At 70.6% G+C, this 17,696-nt stretch carries 19 protein-coding genes, 5 tRNA genes and 1 pseudogene; 18 read left to right on the top strand and 7 right to left on the bottom strand.

Annotated features, from left to right (window positions below; all coding sequences use genetic code 11):
- Positions 1 to 52: 52 nt before the first annotated feature.
- The 8 genes from ASC56_RS23780 (at position 53) to ASC56_RS23745 (ending at position 3,783) form a co-directional block, all read left to right on the top strand.
- Entirely contained in the window at positions 53 to 829 is a 777-nt protein-coding gene (locus ASC56_RS23780) for a fumarylacetoacetate hydrolase family protein (RefSeq protein ID WP_055493541.1), read from the top strand.
- Positions 822 to 2,297 carry a glutamate--tRNA ligase gene (gltX, locus tag ASC56_RS23775; protein ID WP_055493540.1) on the top strand — a complete coding sequence of 492 codons (1,476 nt, stop codon included), beginning with the start codon at positions 822 to 824 and terminating at the stop codon, positions 2,295 to 2,297. The genes ASC56_RS23780 and gltX overlap by 8 nt, the downstream gene beginning before the upstream one ends.
- 153 nt (positions 2,298 to 2,450) lie before the next feature.
- A complete protein-coding gene (locus ASC56_RS23770; protein WP_055493539.1) occupies positions 2,451 to 3,182 on the top strand; it encodes an HAD family hydrolase in 732 nt (243 codons plus the stop codon).
- Between the two features lie 90 nt (positions 3,183 to 3,272).
- A tRNA-Gln gene (locus tag ASC56_RS23765) sits at positions 3,273 to 3,344 on the top strand.
- A 39-nt stretch (positions 3,345 to 3,383) separates the two neighbouring features.
- Positions 3,384 to 3,456 (top strand) — tRNA-Glu (locus ASC56_RS23760).
- A gap of 61 nt (positions 3,457 to 3,517) precedes the next feature.
- Positions 3,518 to 3,590: transfer RNA gene (locus ASC56_RS23755), tRNA-Glu, on the top strand.
- A gap of 20 nt (positions 3,591 to 3,610) precedes the next feature.
- Positions 3,611 to 3,682, top strand: a tRNA-Gln gene (locus ASC56_RS23750).
- Positions 3,683 to 3,710: 28 nt separating this feature from the next.
- A tRNA-Glu gene (locus ASC56_RS23745) sits at positions 3,711 to 3,783 on the top strand.
- Positions 3,784 to 3,838: 55 nt separating this feature from the next.
- On the opposite strand, the gene ASC56_RS23740 is transcribed toward ASC56_RS23745, so the two are convergent.
- Positions 3,839 to 4,477 (bottom strand): MerR family transcriptional regulator, encoded by a 639-nt coding sequence (locus ASC56_RS23740; protein ID WP_055493647.1) that lies wholly within the window; start codon positions 4,475 to 4,477, stop codon positions 3,839 to 3,841.
- A gap of 9 nt (positions 4,478 to 4,486) precedes the next feature.
- Between ASC56_RS23740 and ASC56_RS42080 the strand changes: the two are divergent.
- A pseudogene (locus ASC56_RS42080) lies at positions 4,487 to 4,676 on the top strand (monooxygenase family protein); the annotation flags it as partial.
- A 105-nt stretch (positions 4,677 to 4,781) separates the two neighbouring features.
- Here ASC56_RS42080 and ndgR read toward each other — a convergent pair.
- The gene (ndgR, locus tag ASC56_RS23735) at positions 4,782 to 5,498 is read right to left on the bottom strand and encodes an IclR family transcriptional regulator NdgR (RefSeq protein WP_055493538.1); all 717 of its coding nucleotides are present in this window, start codon (positions 5,496 to 5,498) and stop codon (positions 4,782 to 4,784) included.
- A gap of 187 nt (positions 5,499 to 5,685) precedes the next feature.
- Between ndgR and leuC the strand changes: the two genes are divergently transcribed.
- From leuC to ASC56_RS23715, 4 genes are all read left to right on the top strand, one after another.
- Positions 5,686 to 7,110, top strand: coding sequence for a 3-isopropylmalate dehydratase large subunit (gene leuC, locus ASC56_RS23730; RefSeq protein ID WP_055493537.1), 1,425 nt, complete (start codon positions 5,686 to 5,688; stop codon positions 7,108 to 7,110).
- A gap of 5 nt (positions 7,111 to 7,115) precedes the next feature.
- The gene (gene leuD / locus ASC56_RS23725; RefSeq protein ID WP_055493536.1) at positions 7,116 to 7,709 is read left to right on the top strand and encodes a 3-isopropylmalate dehydratase small subunit; all 594 of its coding nucleotides are present in this window, start codon (positions 7,116 to 7,118) and stop codon (positions 7,707 to 7,709) included.
- 265 nt (positions 7,710 to 7,974) lie between these two features.
- Positions 7,975 to 8,205 carry a hypothetical protein gene (locus tag ASC56_RS23720; RefSeq protein WP_055493535.1) on the top strand — a complete coding sequence of 77 codons (231 nt, stop codon included), beginning with the start codon at positions 7,975 to 7,977 and terminating at the stop codon, positions 8,203 to 8,205.
- Positions 8,206 to 8,332: 127 nt separating this feature from the next.
- The gene (locus tag ASC56_RS23715) at positions 8,333 to 8,968 is read left to right on the top strand and encodes an HU family DNA-binding protein (protein ID WP_055493534.1); all 636 of its coding nucleotides are present in this window, start codon (positions 8,333 to 8,335) and stop codon (positions 8,966 to 8,968) included.
- A 73-nt stretch (positions 8,969 to 9,041) separates the two neighbouring features.
- On the opposite strand, the gene ASC56_RS23710 is transcribed toward ASC56_RS23715, so the two are convergent.
- Positions 9,042 to 9,245, bottom strand: a complete 204-nt coding sequence (locus tag ASC56_RS23710; protein ID WP_055493533.1) for a hypothetical protein — start codon at positions 9,243 to 9,245, stop codon at positions 9,042 to 9,044.
- A 64-nt stretch (positions 9,246 to 9,309) separates the two neighbouring features.
- Positions 9,310 to 9,957: a 2-phospho-L-lactate guanylyltransferase gene (cofC, locus tag ASC56_RS23705; RefSeq protein WP_055493532.1), complete on the bottom strand. Its 648-nt coding sequence runs from the start codon at positions 9,955 to 9,957 to the stop codon at positions 9,310 to 9,312.
- A 233-nt stretch (positions 9,958 to 10,190) separates the two neighbouring features.
- On the opposite strand from cofC, the gene ASC56_RS23700 reads away from it, so the two are divergent.
- The 3 genes from ASC56_RS23700 to ASC56_RS23690 all read left to right on the top strand — a co-directional run bounded on the left by ASC56_RS23700 (position 10,191) and on the right by ASC56_RS23690 (position 13,220).
- The gene (locus ASC56_RS23700; protein ID WP_055493531.1) at positions 10,191 to 10,961 is read left to right on the top strand and encodes a 1-acyl-sn-glycerol-3-phosphate acyltransferase; all 771 of its coding nucleotides are present in this window, start codon (positions 10,191 to 10,193) and stop codon (positions 10,959 to 10,961) included.
- Positions 10,958 to 11,968 carry an NAD(P)H-dependent glycerol-3-phosphate dehydrogenase gene (locus ASC56_RS23695; RefSeq protein WP_055493530.1) on the top strand — a complete coding sequence of 337 codons (1,011 nt, stop codon included), beginning with the start codon at positions 10,958 to 10,960 and terminating at the stop codon, positions 11,966 to 11,968. The genes ASC56_RS23700 and ASC56_RS23695 overlap by 4 nt, the downstream gene beginning before the upstream one ends.
- A gap of 94 nt (positions 11,969 to 12,062) precedes the next feature.
- A complete protein-coding gene (locus ASC56_RS23690) occupies positions 12,063 to 13,220 on the top strand; it encodes a D-alanine--D-alanine ligase family protein (protein ID WP_055493529.1) in 1,158 nt (385 codons plus the stop codon).
- Between the two features lie 26 nt (positions 13,221 to 13,246).
- Here ASC56_RS23690 and ASC56_RS23685 read toward each other — a convergent pair whose 3' ends face one another.
- Complete coding sequence (locus ASC56_RS23685; protein WP_055493528.1) at positions 13,247 to 13,729, bottom strand: DUF3515 domain-containing protein; 483 nt, start codon at positions 13,727 to 13,729, stop codon at positions 13,247 to 13,249.
- 20 nt (positions 13,730 to 13,749) lie between these two features.
- On the bottom strand, positions 13,750 to 13,983 hold the full coding sequence (locus ASC56_RS23680) for an Lrp/AsnC family transcriptional regulator (protein ID WP_055493527.1): 234 nt from the start codon (positions 13,981 to 13,983) through the stop codon (positions 13,750 to 13,752).
- Between the two features lie 206 nt (positions 13,984 to 14,189).
- Here ASC56_RS23680 and ASC56_RS23675 point away from each other — a divergent pair, with 206 nt between their 5' ends.
- A complete protein-coding gene (locus tag ASC56_RS23675) occupies positions 14,190 to 15,155 on the top strand; it encodes a thiamine-phosphate kinase (RefSeq protein ID WP_055493526.1) in 966 nt (321 codons plus the stop codon).
- A gap of 308 nt (positions 15,156 to 15,463) precedes the next feature.
- On the opposite strand, the gene rpmB is transcribed toward ASC56_RS23675, so the two are convergent.
- Positions 15,464 to 15,649, bottom strand: a complete 186-nt coding sequence (gene rpmB / locus ASC56_RS23670) for a 50S ribosomal protein L28 (RefSeq protein ID WP_003993230.1) — start codon at positions 15,647 to 15,649, stop codon at positions 15,464 to 15,466.
- A gap of 317 nt (positions 15,650 to 15,966) precedes the next feature.
- Between rpmB and ASC56_RS23665 the strand changes: the two genes are divergently transcribed.
- Complete coding sequence (locus ASC56_RS23665; RefSeq protein WP_055493525.1) at positions 15,967 to 17,676, top strand: DAK2 domain-containing protein; 1,710 nt, start codon at positions 15,967 to 15,969, stop codon at positions 17,674 to 17,676.
- The last annotated feature ends 20 nt before the right edge of the window (positions 17,677 to 17,696 follow it).

Here is a 17,696-nt window from a genome sequence, read left to right as displayed (position 1 = left end):
TTAGCCTGGAGCGTCAGACTCCAGCCAGCTCAGTGAGGGGCGCAAGGATCCCGTGCGCATCGCCAGATTCTCCATCGACGGGAATGTCGCCTTCGGCGCGGTCGAGGGCGACAGGCCGGACGAGCTCGACCTCGACATCATCAAGGGCATCCCGTTCGCGGAATTCGAGCTCTCCGGTACGAAGGTGCCGCTGAGCAAGGTCAGGCTGCTGCCGCCGGTGCTCCCCAACAAGGTCGTGGCCTTCGGCCGCAACTACGCGGAGCACGCCCGTGAGCTGGGCAACGAGGTGCCCGAGGCCCCCTTCGCCTTCTTCAAGCCGTCCACCTCGGTGATCGGCCCCGGCGACGAGATCGCCTACCCCTCCTTCTCCCAGGAGCTGCACCACGAGGCCGAGCTCGCCGTGGTGATCGGCCGTATGTGCCGCGAGGTCCCGCGCGAGCGCGTCAAGGACGTGATCCTGGGCTACACCTGCGCCAACGACGTCACCGCGCGAGACGTGCAACGGCGCGAGAAGCAGTGGGCCCGGGCCAAGGGCTTCGACACCTCCTGCCCCCTCGGCCCCTGGGTGGAGACCGACCTCGACCCGAGTGATCTCACCATCCAGCTCACGGTCAACGGCCAGCAGCGCCAGCTCGGCCGCACGAGCGAGATGATCCACTCGATCGAGGATCTGATCGTCAACATCACCGAGGCCATGACGCTGCTCCCCGGCGACGTGATCCTCACGGGCACCCCCGCGGGGGTCGGCCCCCTCAACGTCGGCGACGAGGTCGCCGTCACCATCGAAGGCATCGGCACTCTCACCAACAAGGTGATCAAGCGTGGCTAACGCGAACGTCCGCGTACGTTTCTGTCCGTCCCCGACCGGCAACCCCCACGTGGGCCTGGTCCGCACCGCCCTGTTCAACTGGGCGTTCGCCCGCCACACCGGCGGCACGATCGTCTTCCGTATCGAGGACACGGACGCGGCCCGCGACTCCGAGGAGTCCTACCTCCAGCTGCTGGACTCGCTGCGCTGGCTGGGCTTCGAGTGGGACGAGGGCCCCGGGGTCGGCGGCCCCCACGTGCCGTACCGCCAGTCGCAGCGGATGGACATCTACAAGGACGTCGCCCAGAAGCTCCTGGACGGTGGCTACGCGTACCACTGCTACTGCACGACGGAGGAGCTGGACGCACGCCGTGACGCCGCCCGCGCCGCCGGCAGGCCGTCCGGCTACGACGGGCACTGCCGCGAGCTGACCGCCGAGCAGGTGGCGGCGTACGAGGCGGAGGGCCGTACGCCCATCGTCCGCTTCCGGATGCCCGACGAGACGATCACCTTCACGGACCTGGTCCGCGGCGAGCTCACGTTCACGCCGGAGAACGTGCCGGACTACGGGATCGTCCGGGCGAACGGGGCGCCCCTGTACACGCTGGTGAACCCGGTCGACGACGCCCTGATGGAGATCACCCACGTCCTGCGCGGCGAGGACCTGCTCTCCTCCACCCCCCGCCAGATCGCTCTCTACAAGGCGCTGATCGAGCTGGGCATCGCCAAGTCCGTGCCCGAGTTCGGTCATCTGCCGTACGTGATGGGCGAGGGCAACAAGAAGCTGTCCAAGCGCGACCCGCAGTCGTCGCTCAACCTCTACCGTGAGCGCGGCTTCCTGCCGGAGGGGCTGCTCAACTACCTCTCCCTGCTGGGCTGGTCGCTCGCGCCCGACCGCGACATCTTCTCCCTCGACGAGATGGTCGCCGCCTTCGACATCGCGGACGTGAACCCCAACCCGGCCCGCTTCGACCTCAAGAAGGCCGAGTCGATCAACGCGGACCACATCCGCCTCCTGGAGGCGAAGGACTTCACCGAGCGCTGCCGGCCGTGGCTGAAGGCCCCGTTCGCGCCGTGGTCGCCGGAGGACTTCGACGAGGCGAAGTGGGAGGCGATCGCCCCGCACGCGCAGACCCGCCTCAAGGTCCTCTCCGAGATCACGGAGAACGTCGACTTCCTGTTCCTGCCGGAGCCGGTGTTCGACGAGGCGTCCTGGACGAAGGCCATGAAGGAGGGCAGTGACGCCCTGCTCCGTACGGCCCGCGAGAAGCTGGAGGCGGCCGACTGGACCTCCGCCGAGTCGCTGAAGGAGGCCGTCCTGGCCGCCGGCGAGTCCCACGGCCTCAAGCTCGGCAAGGCCCAGGCCCCGGTCCGCGTCGCCGTCACCGGCCGCACGGTGGGCCTGCCGCTCTTCGAGTCCCTGGAGGTCCTGGGCAAGGAGAAGACGCTGCAGCGCATCGACGCCGCACTGGCGAGGCTGGCGGCGTAGCCCGTACGCCAGGGCAAGCGAGGGGCGGCACCCGGCGAGGTGCCGCCCCTCCGCCTTTCGGGTGATGCCGCCTCCCCGCGGTGTCCGCCCGAGCCGACGCTCGGGCTCCGGAAAACGCGGACGGGATCGGCCGGCCCGGGTTACCGTCGGACCATGAGCATCAGGGCCGTGGTCTGGGACGTCGACGACACCCTCTTCGACTACACCACCGCGGACCGTGTCGGCATGCGCACCCACCTGGCCGCCGAGGGGCTGCTCGATGAGAGCGAGAGCGTGGAGCGGGCCCTGGTGCGGTGGCGGGAGATCACCGACCGGCAGTGGGCGCGGTACGCGGCGGGCGAGGTCTCCTTCGAGGGGCAGCGCCGGGACCGCGTACGGGTCTTCGTGGGCGAGGAGCTGACCGACGACGAGGCCGACACCTGGTTCAACCGCTATCGGGACCGCTACGAGGCCGCCTGGGCCCTCTTCCCGGACGTCCTGCCCGTCCTGGACGCCCTCGCCGCCAGCCACCGGCACGCGGTGCTGTCCAACTCCAGCGTCCACGTCCAGGAGTACAAGCTGCGCACCCTCGGCGTCCGCGACCGCTTCGAGGCCGTCCTGTGCGCCGCCGAGCTGGGCTTCTCCAAGCCGGACAGCCGGGCCTTCCGCGCGGCCTGCGACGCCCTGGAGCTCGCTCCGCACCAGGTGGCGTACGTCGGCGACCATCCGGAGATCGACGGGCGCGGCGCCGCCGAGGCCGGACTGCTGTCCGTCTGGATCGACCGCGACGGTCTGCACGCGACCGTGGAGGTACCCGTCGGACCTCGCCGGATCGCCTCCCTCGCCGAACTCCCCGCGGTCCTCGGCGCGGATACCCGTTTTGGAGCGCCGTCCACCTTCGGGTAATGTTCTTCCTGCGCCGCCGGGGAGCGGGCCGAAAGGCCGGAACCGGAGGCGCAAGCTAGAACAAGATCCCCCCAGGGGCTTGCGTTCCAGTGGCCTATGGTGTAATTGGCAGCACGACTGATTCTGGTTCAGTTAGTCTTGGTTCGAGTCCAGGTAGGCCAGCTCGCAGAGCTCATCTGCACCCGCGGATCCCATCCGCAAGCCCCCGTTGTGTAGCGGCCTAGCACGCTGCCCTCTCAAGGCAGTAGCGCCGGTTCGAATCCGGTCGGGGGTACAGATCCTTCCCGCGAGGACAGCTGGGTCGCTCCCGCTGTCCTCGATGCAGGATCGCCAGGGCCCCCGTTGTGTAGCGGCCTAGCACGCCGCCCTCTCAAGGCGGTAGCGCCGGTTCGAATCCGGTCGGGGGTACGAACTGGTCTAAACCACATTGGTCTATGGTGTAATTGGCAGCACGACTGATTCTGGTTCAGTTAGTCTTGGTTCGAGTCCAGGTAGACCAGCTCGGATCTGCGGAAACGCAAGATCCTCGCCCCCGTTGTGTAGCGGCCTAGCACGCCGCCCTCTCAAGGCGGTAGCGCCGGTTCGAATCCGGTCGGGGGTACGTAGTTCGAAGGCCCTCCACTTCGGTGGGGGGCCTTCGGCGTGCCCGGCCCGGGCTACTCGAATCCGTACCGCCGCGCCGACTCCTCCTCCTGCGCCAACCGGTGCAGCGCCTGCAGCATCGGTTCGACCAGGACCGCCCCCAGGACCGCGGTCTCGATCTTCTCGGCCTCCGAGGGGCGCGTCTCCACGAAGTCCAGATCGAGGATGGCCGTCCGGTGCATCAACTGGGCGTAGGACACCAGCAGTTCGGCGTCCCATTGGTAGCCGAGCCGTCGGAGTGCGGACACCGCCACCACCAGCGAGCGGTAGGCGGGGGAGACGGTGATCAGAGCCTTGGTGTTCGACCAGCCCAGGGTGTCCAGCAGTTGCGCCACCTCGCGGCGCGCGGCCCGGACGTGGTCGTCCTGCTCGTCCGGCTCGGCGGCCTGCGGCAACGCCCACAGGGCGGCGCCCAGCCGGATCGTCCGGCCGAGGGATTCGTCGTCGACGTGCCCGAGCACCTCCCGAACCGTGGCCACCGGGATCCGGCCGACCTGGATCATCGCCCGTACCAGACGCAGCCGACGCAGATGGGTCTCGTCGTACTCGGCCGTCGTGGCGTTGATCTGGCGGCCCGGCGGCAACAGCCCCTCGCGCAGGTAGTACTTGATCGTCGCGGTGGACAGGCCACTGCCCTTGGTAAGTGCCACTATCCAAGCGTCGCGCAGGAGCACGTCGGACAGTGGTACGAGGCCTACGTGGTGCCCGAGGGCTCGTACGAGTCGGTCTGCTTCGACATGCCGCCCTCCGGGCTCGCGGCGGCCACCGGGGTGCTGCCGGTCGAGAGCCGGGGACGGCGGGGCCGCCGACAGGTACGCGCACCGCTCGTCCGGAGCGACCGCGAAGGTCTAGAAGGCCGAGAAGGCCGAGAAGGCGGCCTGCCCGGGGGGAACCGGGGGATCGGGGAGGGCCTCTCGCGGCGTTGAGGCGGGTCCTCCCCGGTGACGTTCCCGAAGGTCAGCCGGAGCGGCGCAGCGCCTCCGACAGGCGGGCGGCCGAGTCGATGACCGCCTGGGCGTGCATACGGCCCGGGTGCCGCGTCAGGCGCTCGATGGGGCCGGAGACGGACACGGCGGCCACCACGCGGTTGGAGGGGCCGCGTACGGGTGCGGAGACGGACGCGACGCCCGGCTCGCGCTCCCCGATGGACTGGGCCCAGCCGCGGCGCCGTACGCCCGACAGGGCCGTGGCCGTGAAACGGGCGCCCTGCAGGCCGCGGTGCAGCCGCTCGGGCTCCTCCCAGGCCAGCAGGATCTGCGCGGACGAGCCGGCCTTCATCGTGAGCGTGGAGCCGACCGGGACCGTGTCCCGCAGGCCCGACAGGCGCTCCGCGGCGGCGACGCAGATGCGCATGTCCCCCTGGCGGCGGTACAGCTGCGCGCTCTCGCCCGTGACGTCGCGCAGATGGGTCAGTACCGGGCCCGCCGTCGCCAGCAGGCGGTCCTCGCCCGCCGCCGCGGCCAGCTCGGCCAGCCGGGGGCCGAGAATGAAACGGCCCTGCATGTCACGCGCCACCATGCGGTGGTGCTCCAGCGCCACGGCGAGGCGGTGCGCCGTGGGTCGTGCCAGTCCGGTGGCGCCGACCAGACCCGCGAGGGTGGCCGGACCGGACTCCAGAGCGCTGAGGACCAGGGCCGCCTTGTCCAGAACGCCGACGCCGCTACTGTTGTCCATGCAACGATACTCACGTCTCACTCTGTGAAACGCAAGTTCAATTTTCCGTGGAACGCGCCACCCTGGAAGTCACAGCGGCCCAGGGACCGACGGGCCTGGTGGCGGACGCCCGGAATCAGGGGTGTGGGCGCCGCTCCTCAAGATCTCTAGTTGGGTCGGCGCGCTCGTGCCGGCCGGAGGGAAAGCGATGGGTAGGACACTCGCGGAGAAGGTCTGGGACGACCACGTCGTCCGGCGCGCCGAGGGCGAGCCCGACCTCCTCTACATCGATCTGCATCTGCTCCACGAGGTGACCAGCCCGCAGGCCTTCGACGGGCTGCGCAAGGGCGGACGCCAGGTGCGCAGGCTCGACCTCACCATCGCCACCGAGGATCACAACACCCCCACCCTCGACATCGACAAGCCCATCGCGGACCCGGTCTCCCGTGCCCAGCTGGAGACGCTGCGCAAGAACTGCGCCGAGTTCGGCGTCCGCCTGCACCCGCTGGGCGACGTCGAGCAGGGGGTCGTGCACGTCGTGGGCCCGCAGCTGGGCCTGACCCAGCCGGGCACCACAGTCGTCTGCGGCGACTCCCACACCTCGACGCACGGCGCCTTCGGCGCGCTGGCCTTCGGTATCGGCACCTCCCAGGTCGAGCATGTGCTGGCCACCCAGACGCTGCCGATGGCCCGCCCGAAGACCATGGCCATCACGATCGACGGCGAGCTGCCCGAGGGCGTCACCGCCAAGGACCTGATCCTGGCGATCATCGCGAGGATCGGCACCGGCGGCGGCCAGGGCTACGTCCTGGAGTACCGCGGATCCGCCATCGAGAAGCTCTCGATGGAGGCCCGGATGACCATCTGCAACATGTCGATCGAGGCCGGTGCCCGCGCGGGCATGATCGCCCCGGACGAGACCACCTTCGCCTACCTCAAGGGCCGCCCGCACGCCCCCGAGGGTGCCGACTGGGACGCCGCGGTCGAGTACTGGAAGACCCTGCGGACCGACGACGACGCGGAATTCGACGCCGAGGTCCGCATCGATGCCTCCGAGCTCTCGCCGTTCGTCACCTGGGGCACCAACCCGGGCCAGGGTGCGCCGCTTTCGAGTGCGGTCCCCGATCCTGCTTCGTACGAGGACGCTTCGGAGCGACTGGCCGCCGAAAAGGCCCTGGAGTACATGGGGTTGGCGGCCGGACAGCCGCTTCGGTCCATCGAGGTGGACACCGTCTTCGTAGGTTCCTGCACCAACGGCCGCATCGAGGACCTGCGCTCCGCCGCCGAGATCCTCAAGGACCGCAAAGTCGCCGACGGTGTGCGGATGCTGGTCGTCCCCGGCTCCGCGCGGGTGGGCCTGCAGGCCGTCTCCGAGGGCCTGGACGTGGTCTTCAAGGAGGCCGGCGCCGAATGGCGGCACGCGGGCTGCTCGATGTGCCTCGGCATGAACCCGGACCAGCTGGCCCCGGGCGAGCGCTCCGCGTCCACGTCCAACCGCAACTTCGAGGGCAGGCAGGGCAAGGGCGGCCGTACGCACCTGGTCTCGCCGCAGGTCGCCGCCGCCACCGCGGTCCTCGGCCACCTGGCCTCCCCGGCCGACCTGTCCGACGCCCCCGCGCCCGCTGGAGTCTGAGAGTCATGGAAGCATTCACCACCCACACCGGCCGGGCCGTCCCGCTGCGCCGCAGCAACGTCGACACCGACCAGATCATCCCCGCCCACTGGCTCAAGAAGGTGACCCGGGACGGGTTCGAGGACGGGCTGTTCGAGGCCTGGCGCAAGGATCCCGAGTTCGTGCTCAACCGTCCGGAGCGGCAGGGTGCCACGGTGCTGGTCGCCGGCCCCGACTTCGGCACCGGTTCCTCCCGTGAGCACGCCGTCTGGGCGCTGCAGAACTACGGCTTCAAGGCGGTCGTCTCCTCCCGGTTCGCCGACATCTTCCGTGGTAACTCGCTCAAGAACGGCCTGCTCACGGTCGTCCTGGAGCAGAAGATCGTGGACGCCCTGTGGGAGCTCACCGAGCGGAACCCCGAGGCCGAGGTCACGGTCGACCTGGAGAACCGCGAGGTGCGCGCCGAGGGCATCACCGCCGCCTTCGAGCTGGACGAGAACTCCCGCTGGCGGCTGCTGAACGGCCTCGACGACATCTCGATCACCCTCCGGAACGAGGCCGACATCGCCGCGTACGAGGCGGGACGCCCCTCCTACAAGCCGCGGACCCTCCAGGTCTGACCCCCGGCCCCGGACGGGCTGGTTTCGGCCACCGCAACAACCCTCTGTACCCCCAATCGTGGACGGTTGGGGGTACAGCCGTATCTGCCGCGGATCGGGTGCCGCGCGCCGCCTTCGTGGTCTTCAACACCCTCAGTTACAAAGGTCATTGCGGGGGTACGGGGATCCGGGCGTCGTGATGGGCCGTGGTGCCCGGGCGGCGTCAGGGAGACGGCAGTTGCCCCCAGCGGGGGCGACAACTCGCCCCAGATGGCACAATCTGTGCATGGACAACGACGGCCAACTCGAGCTCTATACGGCGGTCGCGGTCCAACTGAAGGAAGCGCACGCAAGGGTGCGCGCACTGCAAGTCCCGGAGGGCGTACGGATGGCGCTGACCCGGAAGCTGCTGGTCATTACGGCCGCGGCCAAGCACGATCCCGCCGAAGCGACCAGGCGTCTCGAGCGGTTCATGACCGCCCTCGACGAGGAGCGAATCCCCGAAGAGGGACTCTGAGACAGCCGAGTCCGCTGCGGCACAAGGGTGATAAGCCCGTTTCGTGTTTGATTTGCGGTATATATCTGCCTAACGTGCGAAAAAGCTTGAACACTTTCGTTCTGGCGATGTCTCCGAAGGGGAAGACGTGAACAAGGCGCAGCTCGTAGAAGCGATTGCCGACAAGATGGGCGGCCGCCAGCAGGCCGCCGAGGCTGTCGACGCGGTCCTGGACGCCATCGTCCGCGCGGTCGTCGGAGGCGACCGGGTCTCGGTCACCGGCTTCGGTTCGTTCGAGAAGGTCGAGCGTCCGGCCCGTTACGCCCGCAACCCCCAGACGGGCGAGCGGGTTCGGGTCAAGAAGACCTCTGTGCCGCGCTTCCGCGCGGGCCAGGGCTTCAAGGACCTGGTCAGCGGCACGAAGAAGCTGCCGCGCGGCGGCGAGGTCGCCGTCAAGAAGGCCCCCAAGGGCAGCCTCACCGGCGGCGCCGCGGCCACGGTCAGGAAGGCCGCGGCCAAGAAGGTCACCGCCAAGAAGGCGGCGCCCGCGAAGAAGGTGACCGCCAAGAAGGCGCCGGCCAAGAAGACCACGGCGGCGGCCGCCAAGAAGACCACGGCGAAGAAGGCCGCCGCGAAGAAGACCACGGCGGCCGCCAAGAAGACCACGGCGAAGAAGACCACCGCCAAGAAGGCGGCGGCCAAGAAGGCCCCGGCGAAGAAGGCCCCCGCCAAGAAGTCCACGGCACGCAAGACCACTGCCAAGAAGACCACCGCCCGCCGTTAACCGGGGCGCACGGGCCCTCACGCGCCGGGCCGGACTCCCGCAGGGAGCCCGGCCCGCGGTCTGTCCGGCCTGGTCAGAACGTGTGCAGGGTCACCAGCGTGATGCGCCGGGCCCGGCCCTCGCCCTCCAGCTCGATCCGCACCCGCTGCCCCGGGCGCAGCAGCCTGAGCCCGCCCGCGTCGAACGCGGGGGCGTCGAAGGGCACGGGGGTCCCGTCGTCGAGCAGCACCTGACCGGTGCGGGTCTCGGGGTCGTAGGTGTACGCGGTCGCCTGCATGACGGCAGCCTATCGACCGCCCCGTGCGGCCTCTCGGGCCGAGTCGGCCACGAGCCGTCCCGCATCAGCAGCCGGGCTGGCCCGGGATCAGCAGCCGTGCCGCCGCCTCCGCCGTGCGCGGGCCCACCCCCAGTGCCAGTGCCGCGCGCAGGTCGTCGCCGGTGTCCACGTCCTGGCGCACGGAGTCCACCGCGTCGAGCGCGAGTTCCACCGCACCCGAATCGCGGTGCCGGACCCGCGAATCCGTTCCGAAAGCGGGCAGCAATTCACGGCCCGGGGTCGCGGCCAGTAGCGTCGTACCGATTCCGGCGGCGTCGGGCAGAAAGGAACGGGGGAATTCGGCGGCGGCGTCCAGGACCCGGGCCAATTCCATGGGGCGCAGCGCCGGAAGATCGGCATTGAGTGCCGCCAGGGCGCCGCCCGGGCGCAGTCGTCGTACGTCAGCGGCCGCATGCGCGAGCGCGGCGTTCAGGCCGCCCGCAGGCTCGTCCGGGACGATCCGGGCGCCCAGTGTCGCCAGCTCACGCCCGGCGAGCGGGTCGTCCGTGACGACCGCCACATCGCGCACCGCGGCACAGTCGAGCGCCGCGGCCACCGTGTCCTGCGCGAAGGCGAGGGCGAGCCCTGGACGCAGCCCGTCCGCTGCGGTGTCCGAGAGCCTGGTCTTGGCCCGCGCCAGGGGCTTCAGGGGTACGACCACAGTCCACTGCACGAGCGCTCCGTCCCTGTCTTGTCGCGCCTATTGTCACCCGGCCCCCACCGGCGACGCCCCACGGCCCCGAGGCGGTCGACGCGTGGAAAAGGTGTGCGAAGGTCCATGCAAGGGCGGTGGCGGGAGACGGGCGGGCGTACGGTGTTCTCGACAGACAGGCGGTCTGGGGCGACACTTGTGCGGCCCACAGCCAGTGCCAGGCCTCCGTGCCGGGTCTAGAGGAAGGTGTCCGCGTGCCCCGCCGCAGAATCGGCTTCTGGTACCGCTTCGCAGCGGTCCTCTGCAAACCACCGCTGGTGGTTCTGCTCAAGCGGGACTGGCGAGGAATGGAGAACATTCCGGCCGACGGCGGATTTATCACCGTGGTGAACCACAATTCTCATGTGGATCCGTTCGCCTACGCGCACTATCAGTACAACACCGGGCGCGTTCCGCGATTCCTGGCGAAGAGCGGCCTTTTCAAGAAGGGATTCGTCGCAGCCGCGATGCGCGGCACCGGGCAGATCCCCGTCTACCGCGAGAGCACGGACGCCCTCAGCGCCTTCCGGGCCGCGATCGACGCCGTGGAGCGCGGCGAGTGCGTCGCCTTCTACCCCGAGGGCACCCTGACCAGGGATCCGGGCGGCTGGCCGATGACCGGCAAGACCGGTGCCGCCCGCGTAGCGCTGCAGACCAAGTGCCCGGTGATCCCCATCGCCCAGTGGGGCGCCAACGAGCTGCTGCCGCCGTACGCCAAGAAGCCCGACCTCCTTCCGCGCAAGACCCACCATGTGCTCGCGGGCCCGCCCGTGGACCTCACGCGCTTCTACGACAAGGAGATGTCCCCCGAGCTCCTGAAGGAGGCCACGGAGGTCATCATGGCCGCCATCACCCGCCTGCTGGAGGAGATCCGCGGCGAGAAGGCGCCGGAGAAGCCGTACGACCCGCGTGAGGTGCGCATCGCGCAGCGCCGCCGGACCGCCGCACAGGAGCAGGAACGGCAGAAGGAGGGGCAGGGCAAGTGAGCAAGCCGGTCAAGGCGGCCGTGTTCGGAACGGGATCGTGGGGGACGGCCTTCGGCATGGTGCTCGCCGACGCCGGGTGCGAGGTCACCCTGTGCGCGCGACGTGCCGAAGTCGTCGAGGCGGTCAACTCCACCCGTACGAACCCGGACTACCTGCCGGGCGTCGAACTTCCCGAGAACCTCCGGGCCACCACGGACCCCGCCGAGGCCGCGCGCGACGCCGACTTCACGATACTTTCGATCCCCTCCCAGACCCTGCGCGACAACCTCGCCGAGTGGACACCACTGCTCGCGCCCCACACGATCCTCGTCTCCCTGATGAAGGGCGTCGAACTCGGCTCCGCCATGCGGATGAGCGAGGTCGTCGAGGACGTCGCCAAGGTCGGCCCCGAACGCGTCGCGGTCGTCACCGGGCCCAACCTCGCCCGGGAGATCGCCGCCCGCATGCCGGCCGCCGCGGTCGTGGCCTGCATCGACGAGGGAGTCGCACAGCGGCTCCAGGCCGTCTGCCACACGCCGTACTTCCGTCCGTACACCAACACCGACGTGGTCGGCTGCGAACTCGGCGGCGCGGTCAAGAACGTGATCGGGCTGGCGGTCGGCATCGCGGACGGCATGGGCCTCGGCGACAACGCCAAGGGCTCCCTCATCACCCGGGGCCTGGCCGAGACGACCCGGCTCGGGCTCGCCATGGGCGCCGACCCGCTCACCTTCTCCGGACTCGCCGGTCTCGGCGACCTGGTGGCCACCTGTTCCTCGCCGCTGTCGCGCAACCACACCTTCGGCACCAACCTCGGAAAGGGCATGACGCTGGAGGAGACCATCGCGGTCACCCGGCAGACCGCCGAGGGCGTCAAGTCCTGTGAGTCCGTGCTGGATCTGGCCCGCCGCCACGGCGTCGACATGCCCATCACGGAGACGGTCGTCGGCATCGTCCACGAGGGCAAGCCGCCCGTGGTCGCGCTGAAGGAACTGATGTCGCGCAGCGCGAAGCCGGAACGACACTGAGCGACGCCTGTGCCCGGAGCTCGGCCCGCGTGGCTCACCCGCGTGCTCGTGGACGCTGTCTCGGGGCCCTGCCAACAGGTACTCTCATCGCGATATGAGCACCGAGAACCTCCCCCAGAGCCCTGAGCAGTCGTCTCGTAAGCCGCGCGTCGCCGTTGTCTTCGGCGGCCGCAGCTCCGAGCACGGGATCTCCATGGTCACCGCGGGTGCCGTGCTGAGCGCCATCGACCGGACCAAGTACGACGTGCTGCCGATCGGCATCACCCGGGACGGCCGTTGGGTGCTCACCGCCGATGAACCGGAACGCATGGCGATCACCGAGCGCCGTACGCCGAACGTCGAGGAACTCGCCGAGTCGCACGAGGGCGGCGTCATCCTGCCGGTCGACCCCGCGAACCGCGAAGTCGTCTACAGCGAGCCCGGTTCGGTGCCCAAGGCGCTGGGCGAGGTCGACGTCGTCTTCCCGATGCTGCACGGCCCCTACGGCGAGGACGGCACCCTTCAGGGCCTCCTGGAGCTGTCCGGCATCCCCTACGTGGGGTCGGGCGTGCTCGCCTCGGCGGTCGGCCAGGACAAGGAGTACATGAAGCGGGTGTTCACCTCGTTCGGGCTGGCAGTCGGCCCGTACATGGTGATCCGGCCGCGCGAGTGGGAGCGCGACGAGTCCGCGGCCCGCAAGAGGATCATCGACTTCGCGGGCGAGCACGGCTGGCCGCTGTTCGTGAAGCCCGCGCGCGCGGGCTCGTCGATCGGCATCACCAAGATCGACGACCTCGCGGATCTGGACGAGGCGATCGCCGAGGCCCAGCGGCACGACCCCAAGATCCTCGTGGAGGCGGCGGTACGCGGCCGCGAGATCGAGTGCGGTGTCCTGGAGTTCGAGGACGGGCCGCGCGCCTCCGTGCCGGCCGAGATCCCGCCGCCGGACGCGCACGCGTACTACGACTTCGAGGCCAAGTACATCGACTCCACGCCCGGCATTGTGCCCGCGCCCCTGACCGACGAGCAGACCGCCGACGTCCAGCGGCTCGCTGTGCAGGCGTTCGAGGCCGCGTCCTGCGAGGGCCTGGTGCGCGCGGACTTCTTCCTCACCGAGGACGGCGAGTTCGTGATCAACGAGATCAACACGATGCCCGGTTTCACGCCGATCTCCATGTATCCGCAGATGTGGCAGGCCAGCGGGATCACCTACGGCGACCTGGTGGACCGCCTGATCCAGGCGGCGCTGAACCGTTCAACCGGGCTGCGGTAGACGCCGGGGCGCGGCGGCGACGACCCTCAGTCGGCGATCCCCTCGGGGATCGCCTTCTTGATGGGCTGCGCCACGGCCGTCAGCGGGCCCATCCCCCCACTCGTGCGTGCCTTGGGGATGCTGACCTCGACGTATGCCCTGCGCAGCGTCGTGGTGAAGCGGAATGACCCGTCGTCCCGCTTCTGCAGCAGCCAGCCGACGCCGTCGACCTCCACCCCGTCGGCCTCCGGGTCGTCCATCTCCGCGGGCCGCGGAACCCCGCAGCGCAGTATGATCGCCGGGCTTCCCCAGCCCGCCGTCAGCGCGGACCGGGGCTCGGGATCGTTCCGGTCGAGGCCGTCCACCTTCCGGGGCAGCACCGTGTCCAGGTTCCGGCACAGCTTCGTGACCTTCGCGTCCGGACGGGGAACCGCGGCCGAGGGACTGTCGTCGCTTGAGGAACAGCCCGCCGCCGCGATCAACAGGGCGAGGGCGGGCAGGCCGAGGAGCCGGTGACGGATGGACTTCACCGGCCAAGCGTAGACGGGGGCTACAGGTGCACGACCGGGCAGGTCAGAGTACGGGTGATGCCGTCCACTTGCTGGACTCTGGCGACCACCATGCGACCGAGTTCGTCGACGGTGTCGGCTTGGGCGCGCACGATGACGTCATAGGGACCCGTCACGTCCTCGGCCTGGATGACCCCAGGGATCTTGCTGATCGTGTCGGCGACGGTCGACGCTTTGCCGACCTCCGTCTGGATCAGGATGTACGCCTGTACCACGGAACCTCCAGGGCGGCCACGAGGATCATGTGGGGAGAAGAGACGCCACGGTATCGCGTCGTCGCGCGCTGCGGGGAGACCCGCGGATGCTGTGGCGTGAGCGCCGGGCAACACCGGCGACACGACTTGACGGTCGTATCGACCGTACCGAGCAGGATGACGGTTCGCGACGGGGCGCGGCAGGCACGAGAAGGGGACGTACGACGATGAAGGGCACCGTGGGCGAGCTGGGCGAGTTCGGGCTCATCAGGGAGCTCACCTCCCGGCTCACCACCACCCCGGCGGTCCGGGTCGGCCCCGGCGACGACGCCGCGGTGGTCGCCGCGCCCGACCGCCGGGTGGTGGCGAGCACCGACATCCTCCTGGAGGGTCGGCACTTCCGTCGCGACTGGTCGACCGCGTACGACGTCGGACGCAAGGCGGCCGCGCAGAATCTCGCGGACATCGCCGCGATGGGCGCCGTTCCGACCGCGCTGCTGCTCGGTCTCGTCGTCCCCGCCGAACTGCCCGTCACCTGGCCCACCGAGCTGATGGACGGCCTGCGCGACGAGTGCCAGGTCGCGGGGGCGGCCGTGGTCGGCGGCGATGTCGTACGCGGTGACACGATCATGATCTCCATCACCGCGCTCGGCGACCTGCGCAACCATGAGCCGGTCACCCGGGCCGGCGCCCAGCCCGGCGACGTGGTCGCCGTCACCGGCTGGCTGGGGTGGTCGGCGGCCGGGCACGCGGTGCTCTCCCGCGGCTTCCGCTCGCCGCGCGCGTTCGTCGAGGCGCATCGCAGACCGGAGCCCCCGTACCATGCGGGTCCCGCGGCCGCCGGGCTGGGCGCGACCGCGATGTGCGACGTCAGCGACGGGCTCATCGCCGACCTCGGGCACATCGCGGAGGCGAGCAAGGTACGGATCGACATCCGCTCCGGGGCCATCGACATCCCGTCCCAGATGAACGACATCGGGCAGGCCGTGGGCGTCGACCCCATCCAGTGGGTGCTCACGGGCGGCGAGGACCACGCGATCGTGGCGACCTTCCCGCCGGACGTGAAGCTGCCGGCCCGCTGGAAGGTGATCGGCGAGGTGCTCAACCCGTCGGCGCTGCCCCAGGTGACGGTCGACGGTGCGCCGTGGACCAGCAAGGGAGGCTGGGACCACTTCGGGGACATCGAGTCCTAGGGCCCGGGCCCTTCTGACGGGTCGCCGCTCCTTGTCCCACGGAGATCCGTCAGAAGCGCCGTGGCCAGGGCCCCGGGGCGGATCCCGCCCGCGGAGCCCGCCGGGACTCTCACACGGGGTGGCGGGGCGGCTCGACGGCCGTCGCCGCCTTCTCCGTCAGTCGCTTGAAGAAGCCGGCCGGACGGCGCGAGCCGAGCAGCGGCGCATCCCGGCAGGCCATGGGTGTGTGGGGACAGCAGAAAGCCGGTCCACGATCGTGGACCGGCTCCTTGCAGCGAACCAGCGGTGGCCGCGCGCTTAACTGGGCGTCAGCGCGAGACCTTGCCGGCCTTGATGCACGAGGTGCAAGCGTTCACGCGCTTCGGCGTCCCGCCCACCACGGTACGCACACGCTGGATGTTCGGGTTCCAGCGGCGGGACGTACGGCGGTGCGAGTGCGAGATGTTGTTGCCGAAGCCCGGCCCCTTGCCGCAGACGTCGCAGTTGGCAGCCACGGGTCACTCCAAAGACTTCAGATGCACTTACGGTTGATCCCGGCATGCCGGGATCGAGATCGTAGGATCTGAGTGGCGCTGCCAGGGGGAAGGCCCGACCTGGATCGGGCAACCGGAGCAGCATACAACGGCTGCGTCCGTAGAACGAAATTACCACGGCCGTCCCCGTCCTCCTCCCGCCTCCGGGGTGGCCCACCGGGCGCCCCGTGCCGGGAGCGCCCGAGCGCCTGTCCCGGGGGTCCGCCCGGCCCTCTTCCGGGCCGTACCCCCTCTGGGTCTACGCTGCGTCCCACGTCCAGCAGCTCAAGGAGGCGCAGGTGGCGCAGGTGCCGCAGCCATTGGATGCTCTCGCGGTGCGCACCTGGTGCGGTCTCGCGCTTCAGGCGCTGGGCCGGGCACGCGAGGAGATCGACGCGATCAACGTCTATCCCGTGGCCGACGGGGACACCGGCACGAACCTGTATCTGACCGTGGAGTCGGCCGCCGCGGCCGTCGAGGCGGTCTTCGCCGGATACGAGGCGGGCGGCGCCGACCGGCCGACGCTCGCCGCCACCGTGCGGGCCATGGCGCACGGCGCACTCATCGGGGCCCGTGGGAACTCCGGGACGATCCTCGCCCAGCTGCTGCGGGGCATGGCGCAGGTGCTCGCCGCCGACGGTGAGACCGCCGACACCGACGCACAGGGACTGCGGCTCGCCCTCCGGCAGGCGGCCGACGCCGCCCGGGACGCCGTCGAACATCCTGTGGAGGGCACCGTCCTCAGCGTCGCCTCCGCCGCCGCCGACGCGGTCACCGGCGCCGAGGGCGACTGCGGCGGGGTCGCGCGGGCGGCGTACGAGGCTGCCCGTACGGCCCTGGCGGCGACGCCGGGTCAGCTGCCGGTTCTACGGCGCGCCGGTGTGGTCGACGCGGGCGGCCGGGGGCTGGTGACGGTGCTCGCGGCCCTGGTGGAGACGCTCACCGGAGAGGCGCCGCGAACGACCGTGGAGGCGCCTGCCCCCTCCGAGGGCCCGGCGAGGATCCGCCACGCGCGCGTGCCCGACGGCCCGGGAGACGAGTGGTTCGCCGCACGGGAGTGCGCGGACGCCGCGCCGGCCCCGAGCGGGCCGGCCTACGAGGTGATCTATCTCCTGGAGGCCGACGACGCGGCCGTGGCGCGACTGCGGGAGCGACTCGACGCGCTCGGCGACTCGCTCGTGGTGGTCGGCGGGGACGGGCTGTGGAACGTCCACGTGCACGTCGACGACGCGGGCGCCGCCGTCGAGGCGGGGGTCGAGGCCGGGCGGCCGCACCGGATCCGGATCACCCACTTCGCCGCCGGGGACGTGCACACCACGGGCGCCGCACGGCCGCCGCGGGAGCGGGTCCAGCGCGCTGTGGTGGCCGTGGTGCCGGGGGAGGGCCTGGCCGGGCTGTACCAGGAGGCGGGGGCCACCACGGTGCTCGCCCGGGCCGGGGAGCCACCGGCGAGCGGGGAACTGGTGGAGGCGGTGCGGCGGGCGCACGCACGCGAGGTGGTGCTGCTGCCGAACGACGCGGACCTGCGCCACACCGCGGCCGCCGCGGCCGAGCAGGCGCGGACGGAGGGCGTGCGGGTGGCGCTGATCCCGACCCGCTCCGCAGTGCAGGGAATCGCGGCGCTGGCCGTGCACGAGCCGGAGCGGCGCTTCGACGAGGACGTCGTGGCGATGACGTCGGCGGCCGGGGCGACCCGGTACGCCGAGGTGGCCGTCGCGGAGCGGCAGTCCTGGACGATGGCCGGCATCTGCCAGGCCGGGGACGTCCTCGGACTGATCGACGGCGACGTCGCGGTCATCGGCTCCGACGTCACGGCCACGGCGGAGACGGTCCTGGACCGTATGCTCGCGGCGGGCGGCGAGATGGTCACCCTGGTCCTGGGCGACGAGGCCCCGGAGTCCATCGCGGCGCACCTGGAGTCCCGAGTGCGTGAGTCGTACCTGGCGGTCGACACGGTGGTGTACCGGGGCGGCCGTCAGGGGTCGCTGCTGCTCATCGGCGTGGAGTGAGCCGGAACCGGGCGGTGTGC

It is taken from the genome of Streptomyces sp. TP-A0356, from assembly GCF_001417775.1.
Taxonomy (GTDB): Bacteria; Actinomycetota; Actinomycetes; order Streptomycetales; family Streptomycetaceae; genus Streptomyces.
The sequence above is the reverse complement of the archived record's forward strand: the minus strand, read 5'-3'. Positions and strand labels throughout refer to the sequence as shown.